This window comes from Psychrobacter alimentarius (genome assembly GCF_001606025.1).
GTDB lineage: Bacteria > Pseudomonadota > Gammaproteobacteria > Pseudomonadales > Moraxellaceae > Psychrobacter > Psychrobacter alimentarius.
The window spans coordinates 481,025-503,260 of sequence record NZ_CP014945.1; the positions used below are offsets into that span (position 1 = coordinate 481,025).

20 protein-coding genes, 1 tRNA gene and 1 other RNA gene are annotated in these 22,236 nt (G+C 43.6%); 14 read left to right on the top strand and 8 right to left on the bottom strand.

Features of this window, described 5'->3' with window-relative positions; all coding sequences use genetic code 11:
* Positions 1-99: 99 nt before the first annotated feature.
* Positions 100-1,113: a cell division protein ZipA gene (locus A3K91_RS02025; RefSeq protein ID WP_062843792.1), complete on the top strand. Its 1,014-nt coding sequence runs from the start codon at positions 100-102 to the stop codon at positions 1,111-1,113.
* Between the two features lie 161 nt (positions 1,114-1,274).
* Entirely contained in the window at positions 1,275-3,398 is a 2,124-nt protein-coding gene (ligA, locus tag A3K91_RS02030; protein WP_062843793.1) for an NAD-dependent DNA ligase LigA, read from the top strand.
* Positions 3,399-3,505: 107 nt separating this feature from the next.
* Here ligA and A3K91_RS02035 read toward each other — a convergent pair whose 3' ends face one another.
* From A3K91_RS02035 to A3K91_RS02055, 5 genes are all read right to left on the bottom strand, one after another.
* The gene (locus tag A3K91_RS02035; protein ID WP_136139166.1) at positions 3,506-4,351 is read right to left on the bottom strand and encodes a hypothetical protein; all 846 of its coding nucleotides are present in this window, start codon (positions 4,349-4,351) and stop codon (positions 3,506-3,508) included.
* Positions 4,352-4,470: 119 nt separating this feature from the next.
* Positions 4,471-5,172 (bottom strand): hypothetical protein, encoded by a 702-nt coding sequence (locus tag A3K91_RS02040; RefSeq protein WP_062843795.1) that lies wholly within the window; start codon positions 5,170-5,172, stop codon positions 4,471-4,473.
* Positions 5,173-5,213: 41 nt separating this feature from the next.
* Complete coding sequence (locus tag A3K91_RS02045) at positions 5,214-5,750, bottom strand: lipase chaperone (RefSeq protein ID WP_062843796.1); 537 nt, start codon at positions 5,748-5,750, stop codon at positions 5,214-5,216.
* Between the two features lie 259 nt (positions 5,751-6,009).
* Entirely contained in the window at positions 6,010-6,423 is a 414-nt protein-coding gene (locus tag A3K91_RS02050) for a hypothetical protein (protein ID WP_062843797.1), read from the bottom strand.
* 280 nt (positions 6,424-6,703) lie between these two features.
* Positions 6,704-9,151 (bottom strand): YgiQ family radical SAM protein, encoded by a 2,448-nt coding sequence (locus tag A3K91_RS02055; RefSeq protein ID WP_062843798.1) that lies wholly within the window; start codon positions 9,149-9,151, stop codon positions 6,704-6,706.
* Between the two features lie 379 nt (positions 9,152-9,530).
* Here A3K91_RS02055 and A3K91_RS02060 point away from each other — a divergent pair, with 379 nt between their 5' ends.
* Positions 9,531-10,940, top strand: coding sequence for an ammonium transporter (locus tag A3K91_RS02060; protein ID WP_228139888.1), 1,410 nt, complete (start codon positions 9,531-9,533; stop codon positions 10,938-10,940).
* A gap of 10 nt (positions 10,941-10,950) precedes the next feature.
* A complete protein-coding gene (locus tag A3K91_RS02065) occupies positions 10,951-11,568 on the top strand; it encodes a hypothetical protein (RefSeq protein ID WP_062843799.1) in 618 nt (205 codons plus the stop codon).
* Positions 11,569-11,658: 90 nt separating this feature from the next.
* Here the strand turns inward: A3K91_RS02065 and A3K91_RS02070 are convergent, their stop codons facing one another.
* On the bottom strand, positions 11,659-12,438 hold the full coding sequence (locus tag A3K91_RS02070) for a YidX family protein (RefSeq protein WP_228139889.1): 780 nt from the start codon (positions 12,436-12,438) through the stop codon (positions 11,659-11,661).
* A 314-nt stretch (positions 12,439-12,752) separates the two neighbouring features.
* Positions 12,753-13,220, bottom strand: a complete 468-nt coding sequence (locus A3K91_RS02075; RefSeq protein ID WP_062843800.1) for an Lrp/AsnC family transcriptional regulator — start codon at positions 13,218-13,220, stop codon at positions 12,753-12,755.
* Positions 13,221-13,601: 381 nt separating this feature from the next.
* On the opposite strand from A3K91_RS02075, the gene rarD reads away from it, so the two are divergent.
* Complete coding sequence (gene rarD, locus A3K91_RS02080) at positions 13,602-14,624, top strand: EamA family transporter RarD (RefSeq protein ID WP_062845815.1); 1,023 nt, start codon at positions 13,602-13,604, stop codon at positions 14,622-14,624.
* A gap of 263 nt (positions 14,625-14,887) precedes the next feature.
* Here rarD and smpB read toward each other — a convergent pair whose 3' ends face one another.
* Complete coding sequence (gene smpB, locus A3K91_RS02085) at positions 14,888-15,364, bottom strand: SsrA-binding protein SmpB (protein ID WP_062843801.1); 477 nt, start codon at positions 15,362-15,364, stop codon at positions 14,888-14,890.
* 251 nt (positions 15,365-15,615) lie between these two features.
* Here smpB and coaD point away from each other — a divergent pair, with 251 nt between their 5' ends.
* From coaD to A3K91_RS02130, 9 genes are all read left to right on the top strand, one after another.
* A complete protein-coding gene (gene coaD / locus A3K91_RS02090) occupies positions 15,616-16,137 on the top strand; it encodes a pantetheine-phosphate adenylyltransferase (RefSeq protein WP_062843802.1) in 522 nt (173 codons plus the stop codon).
* 208 nt (positions 16,138-16,345) lie between these two features.
* Positions 16,346-16,594 carry a YfhL family 4Fe-4S dicluster ferredoxin gene (locus A3K91_RS02095; RefSeq protein WP_062843803.1) on the top strand — a complete coding sequence of 83 codons (249 nt, stop codon included), beginning with the start codon at positions 16,346-16,348 and terminating at the stop codon, positions 16,592-16,594.
* 54 nt (positions 16,595-16,648) lie between these two features.
* Positions 16,649-17,959 (top strand): adenosylmethionine--8-amino-7-oxononanoate transaminase, encoded by a 1,311-nt coding sequence (gene bioA, locus A3K91_RS02100; RefSeq protein WP_062843804.1) that lies wholly within the window; start codon positions 16,649-16,651, stop codon positions 17,957-17,959.
* The gene (bioD, locus tag A3K91_RS02105) at positions 17,956-18,708 is read left to right on the top strand and encodes a dethiobiotin synthase (protein ID WP_084387224.1); all 753 of its coding nucleotides are present in this window, start codon (positions 17,956-17,958) and stop codon (positions 18,706-18,708) included. Before bioA ends, bioD begins: the two co-directional genes overlap by 4 nt.
* A gap of 74 nt (positions 18,709-18,782) precedes the next feature.
* Positions 18,783-19,149: RNase P RNA component class A (rnpB, locus tag A3K91_RS02110), an RNA gene on the top strand.
* 122 nt (positions 19,150-19,271) lie between these two features.
* Positions 19,272-19,348 (top strand) — tRNA-Met (locus tag A3K91_RS02115).
* Between the two features lie 228 nt (positions 19,349-19,576).
* A complete protein-coding gene (locus A3K91_RS02120; RefSeq protein ID WP_062843805.1) occupies positions 19,577-20,389 on the top strand; it encodes an ABC transporter permease in 813 nt (270 codons plus the stop codon).
* A gap of 40 nt (positions 20,390-20,429) precedes the next feature.
* Positions 20,430-21,101 carry an ABC transporter ATP-binding protein gene (locus A3K91_RS02125; RefSeq protein WP_062843806.1) on the top strand — a complete coding sequence of 224 codons (672 nt, stop codon included), beginning with the start codon at positions 20,430-20,432 and terminating at the stop codon, positions 21,099-21,101.
* Entirely contained in the window at positions 21,070-22,185 is a 1,116-nt protein-coding gene (locus A3K91_RS02130; protein WP_062843807.1) for a KpsE/RkpR family capsule polysaccharide export protein, read from the top strand. The genes A3K91_RS02125 and A3K91_RS02130 overlap by 32 nt, the downstream gene beginning before the upstream one ends.
* Positions 22,186-22,236: the final 51 nt, after the last annotated feature.

The window sequence follows — 22,236 nt, forward strand, 5'->3', positions numbered from 1 at the left end:
GATGACTATATGGTGACGATATGAATTAGCCATGCTAGACTATTGCCATTTATCCCCTCTTATGTATTCCCTTTTGTCATATATTAGGATGTATTTCTCATGACCGCTATTCAGTTTATATTGATTGCCATTGCTGCATTTATCGTGCTTGCAGGGCTATTTATGGTCATTCGTAGCTTCAAGCGTCGCAAAGAAGCTGAAGTTGCAGCGGTCGATTATGATAAAAACGGTATTCCTATCATACCGCGTCATGAGCGCAATCTTATCGACCAGCCAGATTTGGATGATGCGGTCGCTGGCGAGACGAGCATTGGCCCTGACCGCAGTTATTTAAATGCAGTGGTCGAAGAAGAGCCGTTGACTCATTCACATACCAACGTTGATGCGCAGCTAACAGCTGGACGCGGTGACGTGAGTCATGATAACGATATGGTAGAAAATACCGATTATGCTCGCTGGCAAGATGAAGAGCAGCGTACCGACAATGCAGAGTTTGCAGAAACAGCTGAGCAAATGAATATCGAACAAGAGCCTGATGCGTTTTCAAGCTTGATGTCGGCGACTGACAGTCTGATGCCAGCGATTGATACAGCAGACGAGCCAAGCTTCGATAACAACAGTCCTATCCTTGATCAGCATCTGTCAGAGCCAGTCGATGAAGCACAAAACGGCCCCTTGATTAATGCCAAAGACAACATCAATATCACGATTTTGCCGCATCAGTATCGTGATCGTCCTGTTTCTTTCATTCGTGGTCGTGATCTATTGGCCTTGATTGATAAATACGGTCTACGCTATGGCGCGATGAACATGTTCCATCGTTATGAGCAAAAAGACGGTACTGGCATGTTGTGGTTCAGTATGATGGGTATCACGGATGATGGTATTGCGCCTTTTGATCCGCATAGTGTTGCGACCAACAACTATAACGGTGTGGTGGTGTTTTTATCGTTGCCACATCCGCAAGCTCTGCGTAGCTTTGATAGTATGATGAGCATTGCTTATATGATGGCAAGCGATTTGGATGCCATCATGCTAGATGAAGAAAACGAACCAATCACGCCAGAATATAAGCAGCAGCTACGTAACCAAGTTCGTGACTATGAGGGTTAAGCGAACCAGCATCTAAAAGTGGTTATAAGTTTTAAAAAGGCAAATAGCGACTGACGTTATTTGCCTTTTTTAATGGGTTTTCATTTCTTTAAAATATTATCCGAGCATCCTGCAAACTTGTTATCATATCGACATCTTGAATCGCAAAAAAGACGCCGACTATGACCGACTCTACCTTACCAAATAATTCTAAAAACCTATCTGCTCAAGTGGAAAGAAAAGCACCTGCAACATCTGATATAGCCAGTTCGACCGATGGCAGTGTGGTTAATAGCACAGAAATTGTCTCGCGGATGCGCACGCTGATCGAGACTATTATGACGAATAATTACGCGTATTACGTGCTCGACAATCCTACCTTAGAAGACAGCGAATACGATCAAGTGCGCCGCACGTTGCTCGAATTAGAAGAAGAGTATCCAGATTTGGTGCAACCTGACAGTCCGATCAATCAAGTTGGCGATGTACCTTTATCCGCCTTTACTCAAGTGACGCATGATATTCCGATGCTATCGCTGGGCAACGTCTTTGAATACGATGATTTGCGCGATTTCATGCGCCGCGTCAACGACCGTCTTAGCGTCTCACAGCAAAACCCTGAGTATGAGATGGAGCTAAAGCTAGATGGTCTGGCAGTCTCATTGAAATATGAACACGGCAAGTTTGTCCAAGCGGTCACGCGCGGTGATGGGCAAACGGGTGAAGACATCACCCAAAATGCCAAGACCATTCGCAATCTGCCGCTTTGGTTGGCTGATGCTGCCGACATTGAATTGTTAGAAGTACGCGGTGAAGTGCTGATGCCAAAGGCAGGCTTTGAGCGTCTCAATCGACTTGCCGAAGAGAGCGAAGGCAAAACCTTTGCCAATCCACGCAATGCGGCCGCTGGAAGCTTACGTCAGCTAGACTCAAGCGTAGCAGCCAGTCGTCCATTGGCGTTTTATGTGTATTCGGTCAATCAAGGCTTGCCTGAAAATATCGAGACCCAATCAGACGCGCTTGCATGGCTAAAAACCCTTGGCTTTAGCGTCAGTGCGGTGGAGGTAATAAAAAATCCAAGAGAAGCGCAAGCCTATTATGAGTCGGTGATAGAAGGGCGTAGTGATTTGCCGTTTGAGATCGATGGCATGGTGATCAAGGTTAACAGCCTTGCATTACAGCAGCAACTTGGGTTTTTATCGCGTGAGCCGCGCTGGGCAACGGCTTATAAATTCCCTGCCGAAACGGTGATGACACGCTTGCATGCCATCGAATGGCAAGTTGGACGGACAGGACAAATCACCCCCGTCGGTAAGCTCGAGCCTGTCAAAGTCGGCGGCGTCACCGTCAGCAATGTCACCTTGCATAATTTTGGTGAGATTCAGCGCCTTGACGTACGCGCAGGCGATATGGTCAGCGTCCACCGTGCAGGCGACGTCATCCCCAAAGTCACCCGCGTTTGGATCGATCAGCGCCCAGAAAACTCCGAACCTGTCACTTTGCCATCGACTTGTCCGGTCTGCGACTCGCCTGTCGTCTTGCCTGAAGACGAAGCGCTGGCACGTTGTACCGGCGGTCTGTTTTGTCCCGCGCAGCAGACCGAGGCGCTGATTCACTTTGTCTCGCGGCGAGCGATGGATATCGATGGCTTGGGCGCAAGCTGGCTCATTAGCTTTTTTGAGCATGGCTTGGTCAAGACGGTCGCTGATATTTATGAGCTCCATGAGCATCAGGATGAGATGGTCACCTTTGAAAAACTGGGTGAAAAATCGGTTCAAAACATCATCAATGCCATCGAAGCCAGCAAGCATACGACACTGGCTCGCTTTATCTATGCGCTTGGCATTCGCGGCGTTGGTGAAGGCACCGCACAGAACTTTGCTCAGCAATTTGGGGACTTAGATAGCCTGATGGCCGCCGATATTGAAACTTTAGTAAAAACCCCCGATGTGGGCGAAATCACCGCTGAGCTGACGTATAAATTCTTCCGCGCGCCGCACAATATCGAAGTCATCACCGCCTTACGAGAAGCAGGTGTGCATTGGGATAAGGTCGAGCAAAAGGCGACGACGGGTTTGCCATTCGATGGGCAAACGTGGGTCATCACAGGTGCGCTTAGTAGCATGGCACGTGATGAAGCCAAGGCCAAACTGCAAGCGCTGGGCGCAAAAGTCTCGGGCAGCATATCCGCAAAAACCACGGCACTGCTGGCAGGGGAGAAGGCTGGTTCGAAAATGGCAAAAGCGGAAAAGCTGGGTGTCAAAGTGGTGGGTGAAGATGAGTTTTTGGCGATGGTTGCGGAGTAGGGTTTAAAGAAAGAATCTTAGTTATAATATAAAAATATGGGTTTTAAAGGTGTTTCTTTTGAGGTAGTTATAGATATTAATAACTGTAACTACCTTTTTTAAGTCTATTACCTAAAATCTTCTGGAATATAGACAGGCCGTACATCGCCTGCCTTCTGAATTAAACGAACTTTTCTACTATCTGAAATAATAGGAAATTTTTCAATATCTAAAGTTTTTATATGTTCATTCTCAGTGACATTTTCAGATATATAGTTTATATATTCTTGACAGGAAAAACATATTCTAATTATATCTTTATTTAAAATATCACTCAAAACCTCAGTATCGTCTGAGCTTTTGATATGAATCAACCTGTTTCTTATTTCTAGTAGCTCCATCAGGCTCGACCAAAATTTTGTTTGCTTGATTTCTGGCATTTTATATATGTCATTAACAACTAGATTTATTTTTTCTTTCCATGAAATATATCTTTCAATTTGTTCTTTATTATAAATCTCTTTTTTTCTTGTAGTGATTTTTTCCCAAACAAAATCTTTTGGTATAGATAAGTTTATAAAAGTCTCTAAAGCAGTAAAGCTGAATATAATAGATTTTTGAGCTTGCTCGATAAATTCATATACTTCCAAAGTGTGACCTATAATTTTTTCACCATGATCTCTATCTTCTTTTTTCTGTTCGGAAGGTATTATCTTTATTCTATCTTTCAGTTTTTTAATATTCCTAATTGATTCGTTAGCGATATTAACCTGCATGGCAACCATACTTGGAGTCAAAAATTGTATTTTTGAATCTTTAATATTTACTTCTTCTACATCTCGTGAAAGAAACTTATAGTTATCTAAATCTCTAGGAACTAATATTTTAGGAGGTAGGAATCTAATATCTAATAACTCTAAAGATTCTTCCTTAAACTCAGATATAAGAGCTATTTTCTCATTATTACTTTCCATATGTATTCCTATTGTAATAAATAAAGTCAACATAAAAAATATTAGAGGCATTTTTCTCGCCTCATTGGATCTCATTAAAATATTATCAAAGCTACTCTTAATTGTATATTTGTAAGTGTCTAATCCAAACCAGAAGTTTTAACTGTACTAAATAAATAATCATAGGCTTCATCTACGACCGAAAGCATTTCTGCTGTCTTCATCTTTATTACTTTTACTGACCAATAGTGTTCATCAAAATATTTGGGTTGTTTAGGTGACTTATCGGCATTGAAAAACCTTTCATACTCTTTTAAATCTTCAGGATAATCGTCTAAATTTTTAGGATTGCGACTTATGTGAAGGATGACCAGTTTGGTTTCGTTTTTATGATTTATAATAAACGGATACCACCCCTTGTCTCCATATTCATGGGGCTCTATATCCCAGAGATAATCAACAAAATTTTCAAAATCAAAATAGCTATCATCGTATACGCTCTCTTCGTATTCTTCGATCTTAGCTGGTGTGTACAACATCGGTTGAAGACCTAATCTTATTCGCTCTTCCACTTTCCACTCAGAAAAGTATTGTTTTGCTAAGGCAATCATCAATTCTTTATCACTTAGATGAAATAATGCAGGTGACTGGATCTCAAAAATATCTCTATCAGTAAGAGGAGCTGCAAACATGCTTTTCATGTTGTAAGCTAGATGTGGTGGAATCATCTGTATATCGATACATAGATTAAGACTATAAAAGTCAGCTGTTAGATGCTCAATGACAATAGCAAAATTGCTATATGTGCCATCACACGTAATTCCTGGATTTCCAAATATCATTTTTTATCTCATTTTCATAAAAGAGTTGAGTATACTCAGTTTTACTCCGCCACCTCTCCATGCGCCTTCACATCACCTTTCTTGCCGTCAGGTTTGATTTCGATCGGTAATACCAGCCCTTTAGCGAATTTGTCTGACAATACATAATCATAGCTACTGGCAGCGACATCGGGCGTGGTATGAATGATCAGCTTCATCTCGTCATCATCGGTCAGCTCATGTGAGACATACTGTTCACTCAACTGATCCAACACTTTAGACAGTGCCTCATTGCTTGCCATACTGATGGTCAGATTATGCTGAGCGGTACCTGCATCTACATTGAAGTAATCGGCATAATCAAGAACGTTTTGGCTATCGAGCGCAAACGGATACTGATAGCTTGCGAGATTGGCAGGCGTTTCGCCACTGGCGATTAGCGACCAATCGATAGTATGGGCAGTAGACGCTGACGTCTCTGCGGTGGTTCCTGAGGCCTCGGAGGATTGACTGGCGGTTTCAGCACCTTGGTCGCAGCCTGTCAGCATCCACATACTGGCCGCTGCGATGATGATCATACTTGTGAGGCGCTTAGCCATCGACGTATCCTCTTTATTATTGATGACAACCACAGTAGTGGTGGGGTCTATAATCGCTATTTTGACAGGTTTCCCAGCGCTTCTCTAGATAAAAGCGCCAAACGATTCACTTTAATGAAACTATTTATGAGGCTGCGGATGTCCTATCATGATTTTTGTCATGATGACCTTAACAAACGCGTATAAAAAAACAGCCATCCAATGATGACTGTTTTTGGTGACTGCTTTTTAAAAGCCAATTTTCAAATATTCTATATTATTAGATTTGGCAGTTTACTTGATACTCTTTGCCGTTAGCCCATTTAATAGCGAAGATGCCTTTGTCGCCTTTCATGTGCCATGCATAGGTTGCTTCTGGGTTTGAGTCATTCACATAGCTTGCTGTATCGCCTTGTACACCGCCGTTTAAGACGATCTTTTGCTCTGTCCATTTTACTTTTGGCAAGGTGGCATTGACCATGGCTTGGTTTTTATTAATAGACTGTTTTGCCATGATTTTGCTGTTATCAGTACAGGTATAAGGGGCTGCTGCCATACGGTCGTAAGCGGCATCCGGCATGCTGTCTTTCACAGGTGTGTCTGATGCATTCGGCGTCGTTGGAGCCGTGGTGGCACATGCACTTAGTAAGGCAAGGGCAGGTAAGGCAGTTACAATTTTAGTTAAAGTATTCATCGGGTTCTCCAAAAATATCAGAATTATCGTACATTTCTATTTAACAATGCGTTAAGCATATAGCGCTTATGGTAACCAAAAGCGTTCTTGGAGAATGTTAGAAATTGTTTGTTACATGTTTGCTTCGTTACTCGATCATTGACTAATGTAACACTTCTTTCGGATAAATTTGGAATAACGCCACAGGTGAGTTATCAATCTTTAGAAGAAAAATTTACTGGCATAAAAAAGCGCGTATCAACTTTATGGTCGATACGCGCTTTTTATAAAGCCAATTGAACTATTTGGTTTTGCGTGGTGGTAAACCCGTATGCTGGGTTTGGAAGTTGCCTTTACTCACCCGTTTTTTGGTGTTCTTGCTGGTAGTGTTTTTGCCAGCATTTGGGTTGTTTGAAGAAGTATGACTACGCTTCACTGAGTCATTGCCAAGACGACTGTTCTTTTTGCGCGCAGACTGGTAGCTGTCTTGCGCCGCATCGCGACCTTCTAAGCTTGCATTGAATGGCGGAATCAAGCAGCCACGGTTTTTACCAATCAAATCACTACGACCCATGTCTTGCAATGCCTTACGCAGCATTACCCAGTTTTTTGGATCATGATAACGCAAGAACGCTTTGTGCAATTTGCGTTGTTTGCCAGACTTGACGATATCCATGTCGCCTTCATCACGACTGATTTTACGTAATGGGTCTTTGTGGGTGTGGTACATGGTAGTCGCTGTCGCCATTGGACTGGGATAAAACGCCTGTACTTGGTCAGCGCGGTAGCCATGACTTTTTAGCCAAAGGGCAAGGTTCATCATGTCTTCATCACGGGTGCCCGGATGGGCGGCGATGAAGTAAGGAATCAGATATTGTTCTTTGCCAGCTTCTTGGCTGTACTGCTCAAACATGGCTTTAAATTGGTCATAACTGCCCATGCCCGGCTTCATCATTTTTGACAGCACGCCTTCTTCAGAATGCTCAGGCGCAATCTTGAGATAGCCGCCAACGTGATGACTGACCAGCTCTTTGACATACTCAGGGTCTTTAACCGCCAAGTCATAACGCAGACCAGATGCGATAAGGATTTTTTTCACGCCTTTGATATCACGTGCTTTGCGATATAGCTTAGTCAAATTACTGTGATCGGTCAGCAAGTTTTCGCAGACATCAGGATAGACGCAAGAAGGCTTACGGCAGTTCTTTTCAATGGTCTCGTCTTTACAGCTCAGACGATACATATTGGCTGTTGGCCCGCCAAGGTCAGATATCACGCCAGTATAGTTAGGTGCGGTATCGCGAATGGCTTCTACTTCGCGCAAGATCGATTCTTCTGAGCGATTCTGAATAATACGCCCTTCGTGCTCAGTGATCGAGCAGAAGGTACAACCACCGAAACAGCCGCGCATGATATTGACCGAGAACTTAATCATGTCATAAGCAGGGATGCGTGCATCGCCATAGCTTGGGTGCGGCAAGCGCGCATATGGCAAATCAAACACGTAATCCATCTCTTCGGTTGAGAGCGGAATCGGCGGCGGATTGAGCCAGACATCGATAGAGGTGTGAGAGTTACCTGCGCCGCTGCTATGACGCTGCACCAGCGCACGCGCGTTACCCGGATTGGTCTCAAGATGTAGGATGCGGTTGGCATGCGCATAGAGAACAGGGTCAGATTTGACATGCTCATAATCAGGCAGGCGAATGACCGTTTGCTCGCGTGGTGGCATTTTGAGCTTATGCTTACGCGCCGTCATAGGCTTATCAAAACCGCGCAGTTGCACCACTTGTGTCTCTTCGTCTACTTGCTCAGCGTTGATAATCTTATTGCTGACAGGTTCTGCGACAAAGCCCTGATATTGCGAGGACATGGACGACGGCATCGCTTGTCCAACAGGAGAGTCAGATGGCTTGTTTTGCTCAATTGAACAGCTATCAACGTCTTCGGTCATCACATACGGGTTGATAATCGGATCAACACGGCCAACAGTATCGACATCGTTACTGGCAACTTCGGTCATGCCTGCTTGCCAATGACGACGCGTTGGGGTCAATAGATAAGACGTACCACGCAACTTACTCATTTGCTCAAAGCTATACCCTTTTGAGAGACCGTGCACCACATCGACGATGGCACGCTCAGCATTACCATAAAGCAAAACATCGGCACGCGCATCCATCAAAATACTGCGGCGGACTTTATCCGACCAATAATCATAATGCGCGATACGGCGCAAACTGCCCTCAATGCCGCCTAAAATGATCGGCACATCAGGATAGGCTTCACGGCAGCGTTGACTATAGACGATCGCCGCACGATCAGGGCGTTTGTTGGCCACATTACCTGGAGAGTACGCGTCATCGCTACGAATCTTGCGATCAGCGGTATAGCGGTTGATCATGCTGTCCATGTTGCCTGCGGTCACGCCATAAGCATAGACAGGTTTGCCAAGTTCCATAAAGGCGTCTTTACTTTTCCAATCGGGCTGAGCAATGATGCCAACGCGAAAGCCTTGCGATTCTAGCAGGCGACCGATGATCGCCATACCGAAGCTTGGATGATCAACATAAGCGTCCCCTGAGATGATAATGACATCACAGGCATCCCAGCCCAAATCGTCCATCTCTTTTCGGCTCATGGGCAGATAAGGCGCAGGCTCGTAGCAGCTCGCCCAATGTTTGTCGTAATCATAAAGTGGTTTGGTGCCTTGTTTAAAGGCGGTGCGGGCAATGGTATCGGCAGACATGGGCGGACCTGTTGATTAGAAAAAATGTACTAAAAATATAGCCGCTATTAACGAATATGTTAATGCTGGAATGGATGGCTAATTTAAAAACGCTCATTTTAACATGAATTCGACTCAGGTAGGGATAAGTTATTGATAGCGTGAGAGAAACTGCATACATAAAGCAAGTTATTAGCCAATGCACGTAATAATAAAGTCAGGTTAGTAAATTGACTAACAACTGTCTGTTTTCATAAAAGCAAGCGTATTTTTGAATATAAGCAAATAGGATTTGGCATAGGTTTTGCTCCAGCAATAGTAGGGCTTATTGGTGTGCATTCATGCATAAAAACAGTGCATCAATAAAATTTTTTGGGATAGATAAATGTTTGGAGAGAAGATGAAACCATCATTTGCTGGGCTAGATGCTGTTGCACTAAATCCTGTTGGGCTAAATAAAGCCAAGATTTTACCAAAATCATGGTCGCGCCTTTTGCCACTGTTCAGTGTACTGCTGTTGGGAACGATAAGTCGTGCCCATGCTGCGGCAACAGAGACCTTGACAGTGGCACAGCTGCTTGAGTACCAAAACATTGCTTGGATTATTTGGGGCGGGGTATTGGTGTTCTTCATGCAGGCAGGTTTTGCCTTGCTTGAGAGCGGATCAGTACGCGCAAAGAATGCGGTCAACGTCATGATGAAAAACTACACCGATATGTGTATCGGTGGGCTAGCATTTTATTTGGTGGGTTTTGGATTAATGATGGGCAACAATCATTCAGGGTTTGTTGGTACTGATCATTTCATGCCAGTCGATTTGTCCAATATGGACTGGGCGGTAATGTTTTTTCAGATGATGTTTGCAGCGACAGCGGTGACGATTGCGAGTGGCGCGATGGCAGAGCGAGTATCGTTTATTGGTTATGCGGTCGCTGCGTGTCTTATCTGCTTATTTATTTATCCAGTATTTGCCAGTTGGGTATGGGGCGGCTATTTTGGCGGGTCAGGTTGGTTGGCTGAGCTTGGGTTTATTGATTTTGCTGGATCTACCGTGGTGCACTCTGTCGGTGGCTGGCTAGCATTGGCGGGTATCTTGATCATTGGCCCAAGGCTTGGCCGCTTCGCACCGGATGGATCGCCCAGATTGATTGCAGGCCACAACATGACTTTGTTGGCGCTTGGCGGTTTTATCTTATGGTTTGGTTGGTTTGGGTTTAATGCGGGCTCGACGTTGTCTATCACAGGCAATATTGGTCTGATCGCAGTCAATACCTTCATCGCGGCAGTGAGCGCGGTCGTAAGTTATATGTTGATATCAAGAACGCTCAATAAAGCGATTTTGCTCAGTGACAGTGTCAACGCAAGCTTGATTGGTTTGGTGTCGATTACCGCAGGCTGTGCCACAACCTCGCCTATCTTTGCCATTATCATTGGGGCGGTGGCCTCCGTCGTCTATGTCTTATCAACGCAAGCCCTATTGAAGCTCAAAATAGATGATGTGGTTTCGGCGGTTGCCGTGCATGGCTTTGGCGGTGCATGGGGAACGTTGGCGGCGGGATTGTTTTATACAGGAGATTTATTCAACCTATCACGATTGGGCGTACAAGCGTTGGGCGTTGGTGTGGCGCTCGCTTGGGGATTGGGATTGGGTCTCGTGATGTATAAGCTGATTGATTTAAGCTTTGGACTAAAGGCAAGCCGTTTACATGAGCAGCGCGGCCTTGATTATACTGAGCATGCTGAGCTGGGTTATCCTGAATTTCAAAAGCAAATGTTTGATACCAAAAATCTAACCGAGCGGCATTTATAGGAGCAAACGGATGAATATGGATACTCAATCAGTAGACCAAACCGTGTCCGCGATGGCAGATGTATTGGCAGAATACCTGAACCCTGAAGAAGTGCGTCTGCTCACTCGTCAGTGGCAACAGTATTCGACAGTCTCTGTAAAAATGATGCAGCAATGCGTATTGGACGCGACGAGGCGCTATCCTGAGTTACAAGTGTACAAGTCTGATATTCGTAAAGGTTTTTGGGATACGATGCAGGCAGACAATCTGCAAACAGCGGACAGCCATAGCAAGGACGTAACTGAAAAAATACCTACGTCTGAAGTGGTGGAGGTGTTTTATACCGTGATGGAAACGCTGAGCAAGCAATTGACCGCATCAGAAAGTCGCAGTCTGTTTCAAGATGTGCACCAAGCTGTCTCGCAAGAACGCACCTTTAAGGGGCATGTTATCAATATGAGTCAGTTTTTAGAGGGTAGTCGCCCACTTGTGCCTGATGATGAATACTTGTTGAATAATGTGGTGCAGCTTGTCTATGTGTGTCTGTGTGACATTGCAGGCCCCGTCGAAGCAGATGACATTTTGTTTCGAGCCGCTGAGACGGCCAAACAAAGCTATCCAAAAGCCGTCGTCGAAAAGCTGTTTTGATATGTTAATTGTGCACGTTACGATCACGTATAAAGCGTATTCATAACGTGCCACACATTCAAACAATCCCTGAATCGGACAAAAATACTGTTAATTGTCTAACAATTGAAAGGGGAAAGTCACTACGTCAAAGGCAAGCGCAAAAGGCAGTAAGATCAGTTTCTGCGCAGCATTGGTGCCACTGCGGTTGATTTGGTCTTGCTGCATTTGTGTATAAAAGCTGACCGTATAAGGTTTGCTCAAAGCGCGATAATTTGACTGAATCATGCTTAAATTACTGACCTGCGGATAAATAGCCCCTTTGACAGGAATGCTAAAACAAAAGCGCTGTGCATCAATACGTTGATCACTGGCAGAGGTACAATCACGGCCATTATTTTGTAAAAAGAATTGATAATCTGAACGCTTGAACTCATCTTTTAATTTGGCGTAAGACAGCTTCATTTCTCCTTGAAAGTAGCCATTATTATTGGGAACATAAAAACTCATGTCGTTATCAACTTGAATGTTCTTTGGTGTCAAATTGCTCAATAAGCTGACCATCTCCGTACCGCCTTGGGTCAACACATAGCTGTTTTTTTCACCAACGATGACCATGGTTGCATTGGGCGTTTTTGGTAGGGCTTGAGCAGGGCGACCAAAAGCCACAATCTGATCTTCAGACAAAATGGTTTTTGTCGTTTGAGTACTAACTCGGCTATTGCTCTCTAGCAATGAGCTGGTGGCACAGCCTGAGCTGGCGAGTAATGTAGTGAGCGCTGCGCCTATAACGACTGTTTTTACATTCAACTGTACTTGCAACGTCTTTTTATGTTTGTGGCTATCTGCTTTTTGCGGCTCATTAAAGGCAGGGTCTTTGTACTGGCTCATAGTAGGATTTCCTTATCGATACCGATGCTATCTGGTGAATGATGCTGATTGATGATGAATTTATAACTCGTTCGACATAATATCGATACACTGCAGGCTAGAGGCGACTGCGACACATTTTCCTTGAGTGCTGCGAATACAGAGGCTACAAAAAATGTATCTCAGTCGCGCTGTCTTGTTTTTACAGTGAATCGATTGTATGTCGTTTTATTTATGATCAAACTTTCGTTTACATCTTACTCTGTTTGATTAAGGTTTATCCACTCATCATTGACCACATTGAGCGATTATCTTTGATGATCACAGGCGTCTTTTTAATCGAGCAAAATTTTTGTACCACTCTTAGTAAAATTCATCACAAACTGACTGGTAAAATGACGCACGTTATTTTCATAGGTTAGTAGGCCGCGCGTAAATTGATGGTAGTCGTTCATGTTTTTGGCGTTTACCATCAGCATAAAATCGGCATCACCAGACACTTCATAGCAGCTCATGACTTGCGACTGTGCATGCATCAAGCGCTCAAACCGATGCTGCATAGAGTTATTGGAGCGCGCCATCTCTATCATCACAACGGCCGTCAGCCCGTAGCCTACCTTGTTAGGATCGACAATAGCGACTTGCTTGGTAATGACACCATTGCTGATCAGTAATTGGATGCGGCGTTGGGCTGTGGCAATAGACACGTGAACCCGTTCTGCCACTGTTTTTAAGGGTAGCGTCGCATCATCTTGTAGCAAATTCAAAATCGCTTTGTCGATCGCGTCCAAATTTTCGCTCATCCTATTTCTCTCAGTACTGTATTGTTATCGGTTTCATGTCATTATAAGTTGTCACTATAAATCAAAAAGTGATAAATAATTCAGATATCAGCAAAAATACAATAATTTTGCTCATTAATGATGATAGATAGAGAAATTTTATCCTAGAGCATCAGTACAATAGACGTTAACAACCGATGCTGCTCTATAAAAATAGCAGTCAGCTTTTTTACCTCTATGGTTGATTTTTGCTAAAAGAAGACAGTACTTCTGGGATAAATATTGCAAAGCCTCTGAAGTATGAAGAACACAGCAAGCAAGAAAAATGTATCCCAAAATGACGCTGCTTTGAACGCATCTCTTTTATGCGAAAATGACTATACTCAAATTTATGGTGTTTATATGTCTACCTCAATGCTATCGAATGTATTTGCCAATACAGTAGCAACCGCTGTTTCGCGTGTGCCTTTGCCGACCATTTGGACAGCAGGTAGCATTCAACAACGTATCTTGATAATGGGTGTGATATTGGCCGTGCTATCCAATGTATTGTTTGGCGTACTTTATGCTTATAGCAGCTTTCTAGCGCCGTTATCAGGCACGCAAGTATTCATCTGGCGAATGCTTGCGATGTGGGCGGTGTTGATTGGGTATTTATGGGTGAGTGGCAGCTTTGGTCTACACATCAATAAGCTAAAAGCATTACGCACCGTAAAGCAATGGGCTTGGCTACTGTTACCAACGCCGATATTTCTCAGTCAGCTTTGGTTGTTTGTATGGGCACCCGTGAATGGTCAAGGCGTCCAAACAGCGATGGGGTATTTTTTATTCCCATTAATGATGGTGATATTTGGCTGTATTTTGTTTGGCGAAAAGTTGAGCCGTCTACAATGGCTGGCAGTGGCACTGGCGGTATTGGGCGTGGGCAGTGAGATTGTGCGTACACAAAGTGTGTCTTGGGCAACGCTGTGGGTGTGCGGTACGTATCCTATTTATTATATCTTGCGCCGTATGCAAGGTATCGGTGCGATCACTGGATTGTTGGTTGATTTGACCATTTTTGCTCCCTTTGCTTTGGCGTATTTATTTTTCTTTGAGCCAAGTAGTTTGACGTTGGTGACAGGTTCAGGTTTTTTTATTGCGATGCTGGCAGGATTGGGACTGCTTAGTGTGTTGGCAATGAAAACCAACATTGATGCCAGCCAAATGCTACCAGTCAATGTTTATGGCATGATGAGCTATTTAGAGCCGGCATTGCTGTTTATTTTGGCTATAACGATATTGGGCAATCCTTTTGAATCGGCCATGATTTATAGTTATGGATTGATTTGGCTTGGCATTGCTTGTTTGATTGTCCACGGTGTGCGTCAGTTCCGCCAAGCTCATAGAGACATACAACTAACAAAAATGGTGGAAGCAGTTTAAAATATGGTTATTAATTAAAGAATAGCTATAAAACAAATTTGCCAAATAAAAAAGAACGATTCACTATTAAGTTGAATCGTTCTTTTTGTTATTTTTCGGTGAAAAATGATATCAATATATTATGTACTGCTAATATCAATTTTCTTGCTTGCTGTGCCTGCGCAGACAGAGGCTGCAAAAATTAATATCAGCAGTACCGTATCGCTTTTGAGATATGTTGATTATAGCGGGGTTTAATTTTTTGAACTGTAATCAATAACCTTTTACCCTAGATGCTGCTTAAAGCCGCGCTGCTTATCACGTTCCCAATCACGGTCTTTAAGAGTTTTGCGTTTGTCGTGCTGTTTTTTACCCAATGCTAAGCCAATTTGGCATTTCACCAGTGAGTTTTTCCAGTAGCAAGACAAGGGTACGCAGGCATAGCCTTTTTGATTGACCGCACCAAATAACTTTTCAATTTCACGGCGATTGAGCAGCAGTTTACGGGTACGCATACTGTCAGGGCTGACGTGCGTTGAGCTGGATAACAACGGCTGAATATGCGCACCAAATAAGAAAGCTTCGTTGTTGCGAAAGATCACATAAGCTTCCGTGATGGTCATTTTCCCCGCGCGAATCGCTTTTACTTCCCAGCCTTGTAGCGCCAGACCAGCTTCAAAGGCCTCTTCAATAAAGTACTCATGACGCGCCTTTTTATTGGCACAAATCTGATTGTCCGGTTTTTTTGATTTTTTTGACATAATTTCTCCATAAGAGCAGGTAAAAATACAGCGCTCTTATATAACTAATCCTACTAATTCCTCATGCTAATCCTATCATCAAGCTTGTCTTTTGTTTGATAGATAAGACAGATGAGTCGAACCAAGTATTGTAGCAAAGCCGCTGATGAAAAGGTAAGTCAGCTGTTAGGACAAATGTAGCAGATAAGTATTAAGTTTGAGCAAAATTTGCTAGCATATGCCCTAATATTACCGAACTTATTAGTCACGCTATGAGCATTCCTACGTCTTCTGCCAATTCATCAAAGCTACACACCAAAATCTTGTATCCGGGTACTTTTGACCCCATTACCAACGGTCATGTGGACTTGGTCACGCGCGCCACCAAACTGTTCGATGAGGTGGTGATTGCTGTCGCCTCAGGTCATCATAAAAAACCGCTGTTTAATTTTGAGGAGCGGGTATCTTTGGTCAAAACCGTATTTACGGACTTGCCGCAGGTGTCGGTGATTGGCTTTGAAGGACTGCTTGTCGATTTCATGCGCGAAAAAAACGCCACCGCCGTCTTACGGGGTTTGCGTGCCATGTCAGATTTTGAGTATGAGTTTCAGCTGGCCAATATGAACCGCGAGCTTGATGAAAACTTTGAAGCCGTTTTTTTGACGCCCTCTCAAAATTACTCCTTTATCTCATCGACCATGATTCGTGAAATTGCCAAGCTTGGCGGTGATGTGAATAAATTTGTCCCACCCTGTGTCTCGCAAGCCTTTATTGAAAAATTGAATCTTAGATAGATTGGATTACTAAATTGGATTACTAAGTAGGTATAGTCGATTTACTTTAAAATCGAGACAGTGCGACTGGTATACATTTTCCTCGCGTGCTGCTAAGACAGAGGTGACGAAAAATTCATACCAGTCACGCGTTATCCTCTCTTGTACCGACTGTATTTAGCATCAACTATATGACAAACGATTTGAGCAAATTAAAAAGGAGCAGTTTATGGCGCTATTAATCACTGATGAATGCATCAATTGTGATGTCTGCGAGCCTGCCTGCCCGAATGAGGCGATTTCAGAAGGGGAAGATATTTATGTCATTAACCCTGATTTGTGTACCGAATGTGTGGGTCATTTTGATGAGCCGCAATGCGTGGTGATTTGCCCTGTTGACTGTATTCCTCATGACCCAAACCATGTCGAAACCGAAAATGATTTGTTGGCCAAATACAAACGTATTACAGGTCAGTAAATGATGGAACAAGCATAGGTAAGAGTAGACGTAACACGTTTTAGGGACAAAACCATGACGACAGATGTATTTCAGTCAACAAGCGATTTTGATCAAAAGCACCTTTGGCATCCATACGCCAGCCTGCCACCGACTTACCGCAATATTGTGATTGACCATGCCGATGGGATTTATATTGTCACCCAAGATGGGACGCGCCTGATAGACGGTATGTCATCGTGGTGGGCGAGTGTGCACGGGTACAATCATCCCGCGCTCAATGAGGCGATTGTGCAACAGTTAGGTAAAATGGCGCATGTGATGTTTGGCGGTTTGACCCATCAGCCCGCCATCGACTTGGGTAAAAAATTGCTCGATATCGTTCCTGCGGGACTTGACGCGATATTTTATGCCGATAGTGGCAGTATCGCGGTTGAGGTCGCCCTAAAAATGGCGTTGCAGTATCAAGTGGCGGCCAAGCGCCCAACCAAGCAGCAGTTTGCCTCAACCCATTCGGGCTATTACGGTGATACGTGGCATGCCATGAGCGTTTGCGACCCCGTGAATGGTATGCACAGCTTGTATGGCAAACAGTTGCCAATGCAGCACTTTGTTCCAGCGCCGCCACTCGGATTTGAGCGTGCTCTAACGACGGAGGATCGTACGGCCTTATCTCAGTTCTTTGTCGAGCACGGCGCGCAGCTGGCGGGTTTTATCATTGAGCCGATTATTCAGGGCGCAGGCGGCATGCGTTTTTATAGTCCTGAGTATTTACAGCTACTGCGTGAGTTATGTGATGAACATGACGTATTGCTGATTGCGGACGAAATCGCCACTGGGTTTGGTCGTAGCGGTAAGCTGTTTGCTTGTGAGCATGCTGATATCACTCCTGATATTATGACGCTTGGTAAGGCACTGACGGGCGGTTATATGACCTTTGCAGCGACTTTATGCACGCGCAAGGTTGCAGATACCATTCACCATAGTGATTATCCAGCGCTGATGCATGGCCCAACCTTTATGGGCAATCCGCTCGCTTGTACCGTTGCGTGTGCGTCGATTGACTTGATATTGTCCTATGACATCGAAGCACGCACGGCAAATATGCAAGCCATCATGGAGCAGCAATTATCCCCAGCCGAGCAGCTAGCGGGTGTGGCCGAGGTACGTTGTTTGGGTGCAGTCGCTGTGATTGAGCTGCATGAAGCCGTTGATATGCCCATTTTTCAATCGCTGCTGATTGAGCATGATATTTGGGTCAGACCCTTTGGCAAGCTGGTATACATCATGCCGCCTTATATTATCACTGATGAAGAGCTTATCACCTTGTGTCAGGCACTATTAAAAGTGGTCCGTACGTATTTAGAAAACCGAGGTCAACCATGAGTGTGTTATTTGTCTCCGGTATCGATACCGACATTGGCAAAACCTACGTCACAGGCCTGCTTGCTAAGGCGCTCATGCAACAAAGGGTAAATGTCATCACCCAAAAACTGGTACAAACGGGCGTCGCAGTCGATGAATGCAGCGGTGAGATGAGCATCGCCGATGATATTGTCATGCATCGCCGATTAATGAGTATGCCGTTACAGCCATGTGATTTGGATTTTACCACTTGTCCTTATCGCTACGAAAAACCTGCATCACCGCACCTGTCCGCAGCATTAGCTAGCCAGCCACTCAATATTGAGGTGATTACTGAAGCCACCAAAGCATTGCAAGCTGATTACGATGTGGTATTGCTCGAAGGCGCAGGTGGTTTGCTTGTGCCGATTACAGATCGCCTACTCACTTTGGATTATATTGCTGAGCAAGGCTATCCTATCGTGTTGGTTACGTCGGGTCGTTTGGGCAGTATCAATCATACATTACTCAGTTTAGAGGCCATCACAGCACGCGGTTTGTCTGTAAATAGTGTGATTTATAATCATATCCATGATGATGCTGAGCAAACGGATTTTGAGATTGCCAATAGCACGATTGATTTTCTGCAAAAACATTTAGCCAAGCATCATCCCCAAGCGCATTGGCTACAGATACCGTGTCTAAAGGATACTATAAGTGGTAATATCGAAACATTGCCAAAAGAACTGCCGGAAAAGGCGTGTTTATCTTTACCAGAAGGTTTTATTTGACCCATTTGTGCTGCCACTGAAAATAAATCCAAAAGACGCTCGCAGATGGTCATAAGTTTGCTATACTAGCGCGCTTGGTAGACTAGGCAATCGCCGCTGCACACTGGCAACAGATGGCGCAGGGGAGGAAAGTCCGGGCTACATAGGGCAGCGTGCCAGCTAACGGCTGGGCAGGGTAACTTGACGACCAGTGCAGCAGAGAGTAGACCGCCTTTGGTATCCTAGATATCATCGGTAAGGGTGAAAGGGTGCGGTAAGAGCGCACCGCGTGGGTGGCAACATTTCACGGCATGGTAAACTCCACGCGTAGCAAGACCAAATAGGCATCGGCATGGCGCGGCCCGCGTTCGATGCGGGTAGGTTGCTTGAGCGTATCAGCGATGATACGCCTAGAGGAATGATTGTCCACGACAGAACCCGGCTTATCGGTTTACCAAACCTTTTTTATTGTTTGTGGTAGTAACCATTGCAGTTAACTTGAATGAAAATTCAATTTTTTGCAAAAAATGCTCTTTAGGGGTTGACGAGAGTCAATAGCTTGGGCATAATGTGCAGCCTAAAACGGCGATGTAGCTCAGCTGGTTAGAGCGCATGACTCATAATCGTGAGGTCAAGAGTTCAAGTCTCTTCATCGCCACCATATTTAGTAGTATTAAAAAAACCAATCCTTTGTGATTGGTTTTTTTTTGGCTTAAATAAATATACAGAAGACAGGAATAATAGGCGTAAACTCAATAAAATTGATACGAGTTCCCTACTGCTTTCTTGCTAAATCATAGGTTTATCTGTTTAGAAACAGATTAATTGTTGTAACTTATGTCCCGCTTACTTATCATAGGGACTGTTTTCGGTAAAGTCCTGTAACGTCATGTCTGTTCAACTACCCCCATATCGTCCTATCAAGCATCGCAGTGGCTTAAAAGTCATGGGTGCAGCATTCCACGCTTTGCTCATGCGCGAGCTGCAAACGCGCTTTGGCGGTTATCGATTGGGTTATTTATGGGCGCCGCTAGAAATTTTATTCCAAGTCGGTATTTATTTAATAATTTTCGGTACTATAATGGCTCGAGTTCTACCAGGAATGGACTATAAGTTATTCTTAGTAGCAGGCTTAGTATCATTTCGAATGATGAGCACCATTGCAACGAGGGCGTTAGGAGCAGTAGAGGCAAATCAAGGTCTCTTGATGTATCGTGCTGTACGTCATATTGATGTCATTATTGCTCGCTCATTTTTAGAATTAGTAATCTACTTTTTTACTTTTATATTCTTACTAACTGTACTTGCTTTCATTGGTATTCCTATCAGTTTTGCGCAACTACATGTCGTGATATTTTGTTGGATTACACTATTTTTATTTGGTTTTGGCCTTTCAATGATCATGATGGTTGTAGGCTACTATGGTGGTGAAATCAGTAAAATTATTAGTTTAATTTTTACTATTTTATATTTTGCTTCTGGAGTAGTTTATTCTATTCATATTATTCCTGAACCTTACATAAGTTATCTATTGTATATTCCTTATATTCATAATATTGAGCTAATGCGAAATGCACTATCACCCACTTATCCTATTCATAATATTGATATAGGATATTTTCTGAAATGGACGGTGGCTGTAAACTTTTTAGGATTACTTATGTATAAAGCAGTAGAAAGAGATCTAATACGTTCTAAATAAATCATCAAACGTGGTACCAGTTTTAACTTAGGGCAAGCCTATGATTGAAGTTAAAAATGTTTCTAAGTCTTTTATGACCAAACAAGGTCGACACTATCTATTCAAAAACCTAAATCTAACAATCGGTGACAAGCAAAGTGTTGGATTATTGGGAAGAAATGGTGCAGGTAAATCTACTTTACTGCGTATTATTTGTGGACTAGATAAGCCCGATCATGGCGAGATTATTACTAACTCAACCATCTCATGGCCGGTTGGCGTGGCCGGTGGTTTTCAGGGTAGTTTAACAGGTCGCCAAAATGTCCGTTTTGTTTGCCGTTTATATTCAAGCGGGCCATATATCGAAGAAAAAATTCGATTTGTCCAAGAGTTTGCAGATATTGGTAATTACTTTGATATGCCCGTCAAAAGTTATTCGTCAGGAATGAGAGCACGCCTAACTTTTGGTTTAAGTTTGGCCTTTGATTTTGATTATTATATGCTCGATGAAGCAGGCGCTGTTGGAGATGCTGCTTTTCGTAAGCGCAGTGAAGAGATTTTAGCTGCGCGTCGGACGCAAGCAGGGTTTTTAATCGTGTCGCACAACATTGGTGATATTAAGCGTAACTGTGACATTGGTATTGTATTAATGGATCAAACAGCACATGTCTTTGACGATACAACAGAAGCGATTGAAGTTTATGAAAAGCATATCCACAAAGCAAAAAAATAAGATAATCAACTTCTCGCTGTTTATCGGCTTGGTAATCCTACCTTGGGTACTTGTGATATTTTATGTCATGACGCTGGCACACCCACGTTTTATTTCTACCGCTGATGTGGTGGTAAAGCAGGTAAGCGATACCAGTGTGCCATCTGGTGGGGGGCTGTCGGCTTTACTGGGTGTAAACAGTACCAGTAAAGAAGATGCGACTTATTTGACAGAGTACATTCTGTCCAATGACATGGTGAAGCAACTTGATAGTAAGTTCAAGTTTCGCGAGGCTTATTATGTAGATGGTTCAGATCCAATCTATGAGATTGCTCCTGATGCCACGCAAGAGGAGTTACTTGCGTATTTCAAAAAGCGCGTACATATCAATCTTGATGAAAAAAGTTACGTGCTTTCAGTGTCAACAGAAGCCTTTGATTCAAGGTATGCTTTTGAGCTTAACAAAACGATTTTAAATGAGTCTGAACAGTTCGTAAACCGTATCTCTCAGGAAGTTGCGCGTGATCAGCTGGTGTTTGCAGAAACTCAGTTGGATGAATCGCAAGAGCGACTTAATGATGCCAAAGAGCAATTATTAAAGTATCAGAACGAAAATGAGATTTATGATCCAGAATCGAATGCTCAGATTGTTAATCAACTAATAGGCAGCTTGCAAGCGCAGCTTAGCTCGTTACGTACGGAAGAGCGACAGCTATTGAGCTATTTGAATCCAGATGCACCGCAAGTTGTGTCATTGAGAAGTCAAATCAAAGCAGTTGAAGAACAAATTGCTCAAGAACAAACCAAACTGACATCGCCGAATACGACTAAATTGAACCGTCAGGCAATACAGTTCGAGACCATCAAAGCCGATGTTAATTTTGCAACTGAGTTATATAAGTTATCGTTGTCATCACTTGAAAAAGCGCGCTTAGAAGCATTTAAGAAAATGAAAAACTTGATTGTTATCTCAACGCCGTATGAAGCTGAAGAAGCAACCTATCCACGTCGTGCTTATATAATTTGGACATCGCTCGCTTTACTCTTGATGCTTTATGGATTTGTGCGCTTAGTGATGGCAGTTGTTCGTGATCATCGCAGCTAGTTTGGATAAAATAGATATCAGTAATGATCGAGAGATCAGCAAAGGAATATG